Below are 9,106 nucleotides of genomic sequence, written 5' to 3' on the forward strand. Positions count from 1 at the left end.
TTCGTATCAACTAAGTGATCCGTATACAAGTTCTGTGCTTTATCAAAGTCAAAAACCGCGCCAACTTCACCAAAGTCTTCAGGTAATACCAGTGCCCCTGGCTTATCTGGTGCTGCCGGCAATTGCAATTCACGTCCTGAAACGATCATGCCACTTGATTGCACGCCCCGTAAAGCGCCATCCCAAATCAAGGCACCTGATGGCATCATTGTTCCTGGTTGTGCGACCACGACTTTGATCCCTTCACGCATATTTGGTGAACCTGATACAATTTGTAGCGTTTTACCCTTGCCAACAGTGATTGTGGTCACATGCAAATGATCAGAATCAGGATGCGCCGTCATTTTTTCAACGCGACCAATGACTAGCTTTGAGGGTGACACCGTCAAGCGATCTTCAAAGCCAGCTTCTGCTAGCAAACTATTAACCTGATCAACTTGATCCGCATCCAATACGACTTGTCCTTGAACGTCAGTTAAGCCCAATTGTGCGCCAACGCCAGCAATGTTAAAACCAGTTGTGGCTTGTGTTGCAGCATCTTGAATACGCGTCACTTGACCATTTGTTGTTACTGTTTGTTCAGCAGCATTTGGGGCCAAAATAATGACTAAAACATCACCCATCCCTTGTAAGTTATAACTAGTTATCATCTTTAAAATCCTTATTTTAAATTTATATATTGCGTGATTAAAGCACAAAAGACCGCTCTCACGGTCTCAATTATGCTTTGCTATCCAAATAAGATAGCAACAATTTTGCTGAAGCCCGCCCTGCTTCAACGACATAATCATCAAATACCACGCCAGAATCACCATTTGCTAAATCAGACACCCCACGCAAGACAATGAAAGGTGTGCCAAATTGGTACGCAACCTGCGCAACCGCAGCAGCTTCCATTTCGGCCACTAAAGCCTCTGGGAAATGTGTTAAAATACGCTTTTTTGCCGTATCTTGCACGAATTGATCGCCCGATACAATCAAGCCTTCTTTTACTGGGGCTAATTGTTCAAAGTCTTTAACCACTGTTGGGTCGGCTTCATAGTAAAGTGGCTTGTTTGGGACTTGTCCGTAAGCATATCCAAACACCGTCACGTCAACATCTGAATAAGCGACTTGTGTGCCAATCACTTCATCCCCAATTTTCAAATCAGGATCAAGCGCACCAGCAGAACCAGTATTGACTACTAAGTCAGGTTCAAAATTATCAATCATCAACGCAGTCGCAGAAGCCGCAGCTACTTTCCCAATACCTGATTCGGTTAAAATCACCTCATGACCTTTATAGCGACCACTTGTGATTTCAGTCCCACCGTGTTGCTTAGTTGTCACATCTTCTAAGGCAGCAATCAGTGTGATTTTTTCTTCCGCCATTGGCGTAATAATTCCAATTTTCATGTTGTCATTAATGACGCCGAATCAGCCAAACGATTCGGTCATCTCTTCCTTCCTAATTTACCACCAGTTTTGGTGTGATTTAAGCCCCAATTATTTGACTAAAAAGAAATACGCATAAGTCGCGATAATCAGCACAATTAAGCAAACAATCGCCACATTATAGCGATACCGTAATCGTTTAGATTTACCATTAGCAGTGAGTTTACCATCTGACCCCAGTTCGTAGCGCCCTTTACGGGTCAGACGCATTTCTTCACGTGTTTCTGGTGTCACGAGTGTGATTGGGGTGGGATGCGCTTTAGCATATGCTTTTTCGACCCGAATACGTTCCTTCTCGCGTTGTTTTTGTGCTTTCTTTGCGGCACGCCGTGATAGTTCTTCTGCCATCTTAACCTCGTATATATGACCAGTATAAGAAGGCCGTCAACGTTTTTTGATCATTCAACGCGCCGGCTTCAAACAAACGCTTCATCTCGTCATAGCTGATCGTCTCAATGTCTAAAGACTCACCTAAATCCCGTGGTAATTGCTCAGCAACGGGCAGTGGCTGCAAATCGCGGGCCACGTAGAGATACATATAAGCATCTGAAAAACCAACGGTTTCATAAAAACCGGTCACCCGTTGAATATCACCAGCTGACACGCGTAATTCTTCATTTAACTCACGAACAACGGCGTGTTCTGGTTGATCAACATCACGTTCATCTAACTTACCCGCAGGAATTTCTAAGATAAAATCCCCAATTGTCGCCCGATATTGTTTTTCCAACAAAATATGGTCGTCATCAACAAACGCTAACACGGCAATTGCGGGCACATGTCGGACAATATCGCGTTGCGATGTCTTACCATTAAACAACGTGACTGCCTGTTTTTCGACACTAAAAATAGGCCCTTCATAGACGATTTGGGTATCTTGTACTTGCTCGCGTTCCGCCATTATACTTCTGATGCCTTCTTCATGATGGGTCTTACTTCTGCTGCTTGATAATCTTTATAGCCTTGAACGAGGACGTAGCTGACACGTTCCCCTTGATTGAGCGATTTGAAACCGTCCATATCAATGCCGTTAAAGTGAACGTAGACGTCAGCGCCGCCTTCGTCCGGAGTAATGTAGCCATAGCCACGTTCTTTTTGCCAAATTTTTACTGTTCCTGTTTTCATATTAACATTGTATCAAAAAAACCGCCATAACGGCGGTTTTTATTGAAATCAATATTGAATTACATGAATGCCAACATAATAAAGTTAATCAAGAAGAACGTTGACACGATTAACAAAACTGGTGACACTTCCTTGAATTTACCAAGGGCTAACTTCACCACAATGAAGAAAATGAAGCCGGCGGCAATCCCATATGAAATTGAGTATGAGAAGGCCATAAAGACAGAAGTGAAGAACGCTGGAATGGCAACTTCCAAGTTTTCCCAAGAAATCTTCTTGAATTCACCCATCATCATAATCCCAACTAGAATCAACAATGGTGATGTGGCCGCTGATGGGACAACCCCAACAAACGGTGCAAAAATCACCATCAAACCAAAGCCAATCGCTGTGACAACATTGGCTAAGCCGGTGCGGGCACCAGCTGCAATACCAGTCGCTGATTCAATGAATGTTGTGGTATTTGACGTCCCAACAACACCCGCTAAAGCAGTGGTAAAGGTATCAACCACCAAAGCGCGGTCCATCTTTGAGTTGAAACCATCTTCTTGTTCAAACGCTTTCGTGTCTGCTTTTGAGAAGATACCCGTTTGATTACCAATACCAATCAACGTCCCGATTGCATCAAACAAACCAGTTAGCCCCATGGCAAAGATTGTCACAATAGCCATTGAGGTGTTTTCCCAATTTGAAAACAGACTGCCCATTCCTTTGGCACCAAAGGCTTGCCCAAAGACATCACCAAGTTGGTGGAAGGCAGAACCAATTGATGTCCCTGGTTGGATTTGTGTGTTCGTCACGCCCATTGGAATACCAATCAAAGTTGTGGCAACCAACGTAATCAAAAAGGCACCTGGTACTTTACGCATAACCAAAACAAGGAGCAACACGAAACCAATTAAAGCCAACAAAACTGATGGTTCGTTAAACTTTGTCAATTCTGGTGTAACACCACCATTGGCTAAGAGTGAATGAATCGCCCCACTCGTCTTACCTGTGTAAGCTTCGTCATTGACTGTCTTAACGTTGTTGCCATCCACCAAAAAGTTAATGAACCCGGCATTCTTTAAGCCAATATACGTCACAAACATCCCGATACCACCACCAATGGCGGCCTTTAATTCGGTTGGAATGCCCTTAACAATTGCGCGACGGCCGTGTGTTAACGTAATGGCGATATCGACAACACCAACCAAAAAGACAATCGCCAAGGCTTGCTGCCATGAAAAGCCAAAGCCAAACACGATGGTATAAGTGAAGTACGCTTGCATCCCAATTCCCGGCGCCAATGCAAACGGTACGTTGGCAAATATTCCCATAAACAACGTCCCAAATATGGCAACAATAATGGCTGCCAAAAAGACGGCTTGTTCAGGAATACCAGCTTGCCCCAAAATTTGAGGGTTCAAAAAGAAAATGTAAGCCATCGACACAAAGGTCGTTATCCCTGCTAAAACTTCACGACGTACAGTCGTTTTGTTTTCAGCCAGTTTAAAAAACTTCGACATAATACTCTCCTAAACGCGAAAAATCTGCCCACCACAAATGATGGACAGATCCCGCATTTGTGATAGTCCAACATCGGTGCTGGGTAGAAACAGTCGGCCATTATCCGACACTATATCACGTATTTTTTAATATAATACAGTTTAACACTGATGGACTCGCGTTGACAACCCATAAATATGTCTCTCATAAAGATGGGCACTAAGCACTCTCACAGACTTGTGGCACATATTCAATCGCCGGCCGGAATTTAAGCCCTTGATAAGTGCCTACCACAATAATCTTTAATTTTTGACCACGAAACTGCACACTTGGTAACAATAACGTTTTAATAAAATCAAGCCCAGTATGTGCGAGCGTTTTGCCTAATTTAATGAGCGAATGGCGCCGCCGCGACGTCAGAATGCGATTGCGATACTCATAATAATAGCGGGGTAAGCGTGTGATATCTACTTCACCCACAATATCTCCTGGCTTGGGGTTGGCTTGACTCGCATGTACCACAATCGAGTCTCGCACAAAAAATCCCGCACTGACTTGCGTGGCACGTTGGGTAAATTCAATATCATCCCCCCAGATGAAATATTCTTTTTGCGGTAACCCAATTTGTGCAATCACTGCCCGTGAAAAAATGGTTGAGACAAACGTGGCCTGCTTGATTGGCAGCCAGCGCGCCTGATCCTGTAATAACGTTGCGGCGTTTCCTGCCAGTGGTGCTGGGACGTTCATCTTAGACCAATCGCCATCAGTCCAAATCACTTTACTAGCCGCCCAACCTGCCTTAGGCTGCGCTGCAAATAGCGCCAACAACTTGGATAAAGCATCCTCGGTTGGCATCGAATCATCATCCATCACCCAGACATAATCATCCTGCGTGAGCATCATAAATTCTCGCATACCCCAATTAAAACCGCCAGCACCGCCCAGATTTTCCGACATGTGGGTCACAATTAAGCGTGGATCAGTTAACTGATCTAAATACTCGTGTGTCTCATCGGTACTCGCGCTATTAACCACAATGAGATGTTTTAAGGCAGACGTGTCTTGTGCTAACACTTTTTGAATCGCTTCTTTTAATAACGGTAGCCGATTATACGTGACAATCATCGCTGTTACAGTTGGTTCAGTCATGTTTTCCCTCTTCAATTATGATATTGATTACTGCGGTCACAGAGACTGTGTTGTGTCCCACAGACATCACACATTAGCCGATCGCCAAATTTACCTTGATGCTGGCAACCTGCGACTAGACAGTTGCACTGTTCACAAAATGGCACAAAAAAATAACATCGCTGTCGCACACTGTTGGTACGCTTCTTGCCTAAGCAATCTCACTGTGCCAGTCATTGTACGACCAGACATCTACCGATTATGCCTTTCGATGTTAATTTAAATGTTGCGCTACGCCATCGTGTCGCTGTCCAGTTGCTAAATCACCGATTCAGTGCTAATTAGTCAGACGAATCACGCTAAAGTGTTATATGTACGCCCAAAAGGGCCCGTTTATTTAACGTTGTCATGTGCGAAGTTGAAATCTGAAGCGACCCCAAATTCTTCACGAACCGTGTTCAAAGCATCATTAATCACTTGATCCATATCAAAGTAACGATACTTCCCTAAGCGACCACCAAAAATAATTTCTGCGTGCTTTGTCCGTGCTTCTTTCGCATATTGCTTGTAGATTTGCGTGTTTTTGTCATCGTTGACTGGGTAATACGCTTCTTTTTCACGGTTCCACTCTTGTGGATACTCGCGCGTAATGATTGTTTTACCTTCGTCAGCCAAACCATCAAAGTGCTTCCATTCCATGACACGCGTGTAAGGTGTTTCGGCATCTGTATAGTTAATGACAGCATTACCTTGATAGTTTTCTGAATCCACTACTTCATGCTCAAAACGGAGTGAACGATATTCTAATTCCCCAAACTTATAGTCAAAGAATTGATCAATCATGCCCGTGTAGAGTACCCGTGGGAATTCGGCTAATAACGTGTCCTTATGATCAAAGAAGTCAGTGTCTGTTAAGACATCAATCAAGCCGTTCGATTGGGCCACCATACGCTCAAAAATTTGCGTATAACCACCCACCGGAATCCCTTGATAGCGGTGGTTAAAGTAGTTGTTATCGTAAATAAAACGTACCGGCAAGCGCTTAATAATAAAGGCTGGCAATTCAGTAGCTTTACGTCCCCATTGCTTTTCCGTGTAACCCTTAATGAGCTTTTCGTAAATGTCAGTTCCGATTAATGAAATCGCTTGTTCTTCCAAGTTACGTGGTTGGCGATCACCTAAGTCAGCCAAAGCCGCAGCCTTTTGTTCAGCAATTTTGGCTTGTGCTTCGGCAGGTGTCTTGGTTCCCCACATTTGATAGAACGTATTCATGTTGAAGGGCAAATTGTACAATGTGCCTTTGTAGTTCGCCACCACTTGGTTTTGATAGCCATTAAATTCGGCGAATTGACGAATATAATCCCACACTTCTTTATTATCTGTATGGAAAATGTGTGCGCCAAAATCATGCACCGTAATCCCATGTTCAGTATGGGTATGCATGTTGCCACCAATATAAGGGCGCTTTTCAACAATCAGAGACCGCTTGCCACGCTTGGCAGCTTCGTAGGCAAAAATCATGCCGAACGGTCCAGCACCAACAACTAAGTAGTCATAATTCTTCGTATTAAATTTATTTGTCATAGTAGTTCTATTATACCTGAGACAACCCCGTTTTGCATATCAAAAATCATACCATGATGTGATTTGCTACCGCATGTTCATAACATGCCGCATCACCACCCTAATTTATGGCACAAAAAAAGCCAATCACCTTAATGTGATCGACCAATGCCAATTTTCCGTGCGACAAATCGGCCACCTTTGAGCAGCCAATTTTGCTTTCCCATAAAAACAACCGGGACTTCTTGATACTGAATCTGTTTTTTTTCCAACCAGACGTCCAGTAAGCGTTCACTCAAGAAACCGTACACCCGTTGTTCATAACTATCCCACGTTTCAACATCTACTTGCACACGGGCTTCCACGGCAAATAAAATATCAAATAACCAATCAACATACGCATCAAACCGGTCACGCCGCATAATGAACATATTAAACATATGCGCCCATGTCCGTGACATATTACGATCAAAGGCTGCCAGATAGTCTGGCTGCTTTGTCGCGATGACCTCACGCAAAATATCAAGTGGGGCTTCGTGATGCGCATGCCGATAATGAGAATCACTGGATTCAATCCAGTAGCGCCGCTTTTTTGGCAAAATCACATCATTTTTGGCCAACAAGTCTGCTAACTGCGCTGACGTCAAAATTTTGGCTAAATCTTTTTGCCGAGAAAATGAAAAGAACCGGCGGTAATGGACCAATCCAATCACCTCAGCATCGCTATTGTGACGTGCCCAGTAAATGGCGGTCAATTCATTGAAATACGGATTTTTTTCAGAAATATTGCGACCAGTATCATCTGAAATAAAGCCGGGAAATCGCTCTGCTGATAGCGCGGCACCAACTTGAATTGGCGTATAAATTGTTTCATCTGGCACCGGCACAAGCTTGTGCGCTGCCATTAAAATTTGCGTTTTATTTGTCATTCATACTACCAAATACAGGCAGCCTTTAATAGGCACCTTTAGATTTAAATATCGCAATGATATTTCGGAACACAATGCTAATGTCATACCAAAAACCAGCATTCGCAACGTATTCTAATTCGATTTGTGTTCGTTCTGGATACTCAATCAATGAGCGACCACTGGCCTGCCAAAGGCCTAAGGCACCAGGTCTTACTGACAAAAACAAAGCGACTTGATCGCCATATTCTTTCAACTCTTCAGCAACAATCGGCCGAGGACCGACCAGGCTCATATCCCCAATGAGCATATTCCAAAACTGCGGTAATTCATCAATTGTTGATCGGCGTAAAAAAGCCCCAAGCTTGGTAATACGTGGATCTTCCTTCGTCGGTAACTTATAGCCATTGGCGACGTATTTGTCATACAATGCCTGGTTCGACTTCAAGATGTCTTCTGCGTTGGGTACCATTGAACGAAATTTATAAATATCAAATGTTTTCCCGTTGCGACCAACCCGTTGTTGCTTAAAAAATGCCGGCGACTGTGGGCTATCAACTTTTAATAAGATATAAACGATCAAAAATATCGGCGACAGTACGATCAATCCCAATAACGCAAAAACAATATCGATGCATCGTTTTGCAATCAAGTATGATCGACGTTTTGGCTTTATTTTCAATTTTCCAACTCACTTTTACAAATATTTTGCATCAAATTCTGGATCTTGACTTGTCAAGATTTTAGGACCGTCTTTCGTGATTGCTAAGGTGTGTTCATATTGTGCTGACCATGAACCATCAAGGGTTGAAACTGTCCAGCCGTCTGCTTCCGTATCGTCCGTTTCAACTTCCCAACCACCAAGGTTAATCATTGGTTCGATAGTAATGACCATGCCTTCGCGCAAACGAACGCCACGACCTGGCTTACCATAATGTGGCACTTGTGGGTCTTCATGCATCGTTGGGCCAACACCATGACCAATATATTGGCGCACATCGCCATAGCCATGTTCAACTTCTGTATATTGTTGAATGGCATGCCCAATATCACCAATACGATTACCGATAACAGCTTGGTCAATACCAAGATACATCGCTTTTTTTGTCACGTCCATCAATTGTGCCACTTCGGGTGACACTTCGCCAACTGCATAGGACCAAGCAGAATCTGAAACCGCGCCATTAAGGCCGACGACTGTATCAACTTTAACGAGATCGCCGTTTTTTAATTTGAGGCCTTTGCGTGGCAACCCGTGGGCCACTTCATTATTAATACTGATAGTCGTGGCATACTTAAAGCCTTCGTAACCAATTTGCAAAGGCACGCCACCGTGACTTTCAATATACTCACGCGCCTTTGTCTCAATTTCCCAAGTATCAATGCCTGGTTGAATCAAATCACGTAACATATGATGCATGCCATCAATAATGGCACCAGACTGGCGCATGTCTTCAATT

The 9,106-nt window shown here is 43.6% G+C and carries 11 protein-coding genes and 1 riboswitch; all 11 genes read right to left on the reverse strand.

Annotated elements, in window-relative coordinates; translation table 11 throughout:
- On the reverse strand, positions 1-650 hold a 650-nt coding region (gene ytpR / locus ACW12G_RS04780; protein WP_455647396.1), incomplete at its 3' end, for a YtpR family tRNA-binding protein.
- Positions 651-720: 70 nt separating this feature from the next.
- Positions 721-1,395 carry a 5'-methylthioadenosine/adenosylhomocysteine nucleosidase gene (locus ACW12G_RS04785; RefSeq protein ID WP_010004668.1) on the reverse strand — a complete coding sequence of 225 codons (675 nt, stop codon included), beginning with the start codon at positions 1,393-1,395 and terminating at the stop codon, positions 721-723.
- Positions 1,396-1,485: 90 nt separating this feature from the next.
- Complete coding sequence (locus tag ACW12G_RS04790) at positions 1,486-1,782, reverse strand: hypothetical protein (RefSeq protein WP_270747358.1); 297 nt, start codon at positions 1,780-1,782, stop codon at positions 1,486-1,488.
- 1 nt (position 1,783) lies between these two features.
- Entirely contained in the window at positions 1,784-2,335 is a 552-nt protein-coding gene (locus ACW12G_RS04795; protein ID WP_048701313.1) for an NUDIX hydrolase, read from the reverse strand.
- Entirely contained in the window at positions 2,335-2,559 is a 225-nt protein-coding gene (locus ACW12G_RS04800) for a cold-shock protein (protein WP_010000511.1), read from the reverse strand. Before ACW12G_RS04800 ends, ACW12G_RS04795 begins: the two co-directional genes overlap by 1 nt.
- 59 nt (positions 2,560-2,618) lie before the next feature.
- Positions 2,619-4,067 carry an NCS2 family permease gene (locus ACW12G_RS04805; RefSeq protein WP_278437458.1) on the reverse strand — a complete coding sequence of 483 codons (1,449 nt, stop codon included), beginning with the start codon at positions 4,065-4,067 and terminating at the stop codon, positions 2,619-2,621.
- A 43-nt stretch (positions 4,068-4,110) separates the two neighbouring features.
- Positions 4,111-4,205, reverse strand: a riboswitch (purine riboswitch).
- Positions 4,206-4,266: 61 nt separating this feature from the next.
- Complete coding sequence (locus ACW12G_RS04810; protein WP_455647397.1) at positions 4,267-5,196, reverse strand: glycosyltransferase family 2 protein; 930 nt, start codon at positions 5,194-5,196, stop codon at positions 4,267-4,269.
- Positions 5,197-5,568: 372 nt separating this feature from the next.
- Positions 5,569-6,759: a UDP-galactopyranose mutase gene (glf, locus tag ACW12G_RS04815; RefSeq protein WP_010000516.1), complete on the reverse strand. Its 1,191-nt coding sequence runs from the start codon at positions 6,757-6,759 to the stop codon at positions 5,569-5,571.
- A 131-nt stretch (positions 6,760-6,890) separates the two neighbouring features.
- Positions 6,891-7,667 (reverse strand): DUF4422 domain-containing protein, encoded by a 777-nt coding sequence (locus tag ACW12G_RS04820; RefSeq protein ID WP_455647398.1) that lies wholly within the window; start codon positions 7,665-7,667, stop codon positions 6,891-6,893.
- Positions 7,668-7,692: 25 nt separating this feature from the next.
- A complete protein-coding gene (locus ACW12G_RS04825) occupies positions 7,693-8,328 on the reverse strand; it encodes a sugar transferase (protein WP_029509732.1) in 636 nt (211 codons plus the stop codon).
- Positions 8,329-8,343: 15 nt separating this feature from the next.
- The gene (map, locus tag ACW12G_RS04830; protein WP_455647399.1) at positions 8,344-9,105 is read right to left on the reverse strand and encodes a type I methionyl aminopeptidase; all 762 of its coding nucleotides are present in this window, start codon (positions 9,103-9,105) and stop codon (positions 8,344-8,346) included.
- Position 9,106: the final 1 nt, after the last annotated feature.

It is taken from the genome of Leuconostoc sp. (genome assembly GCF_965300815.1).

Excerpts from the sequence above, each read along its gene's own strand:
- ACW12G_RS04785 (WP_010004668.1), bottom strand. The coding sequence starts at position 1,395 with ATGAAAATTGGAATTATTACGCCAATGGCGGAAGAAAAAATCACACTG.
- ACW12G_RS04790 (WP_270747358.1), bottom strand. The coding sequence starts at position 1,782 with ATGGCAGAAGAACTATCACGGCGTGCCGCAAAGAAAGCACAAAAACAA.
- ACW12G_RS04795 (WP_048701313.1), bottom strand. The coding sequence starts at position 2,335 with ATGGCGGAACGCGAGCAAGTACAAGATACCCAAATCGTCTATGAAGGG.
- ACW12G_RS04800 (WP_010000511.1), bottom strand. The coding sequence starts at position 2,559 with ATGAAAACAGGAACAGTAAAAATTTGGCAAAAAGAACGTGGCTATGGC.
- ACW12G_RS04805 (WP_278437458.1), bottom strand. The coding sequence starts at position 4,067 with ATGTCGAAGTTTTTTAAACTGGCTGAAAACAAAACGACTGTACGTCGT.
- ACW12G_RS04810 (WP_455647397.1), bottom strand. The coding sequence starts at position 5,196 with ATGACTGAACCAACTGTAACAGCGATGATTGTCACGTATAATCGGCTA.
- glf (WP_010000516.1), bottom strand. The coding sequence starts at position 6,759 with ATGACAAATAAATTTAATACGAAGAATTATGACTACTTAGTTGTTGGT.
- ACW12G_RS04820 (WP_455647398.1), bottom strand. The coding sequence starts at position 7,667 with ATGACAAATAAAACGCAAATTTTAATGGCAGCGCACAAGCTTGTGCCG.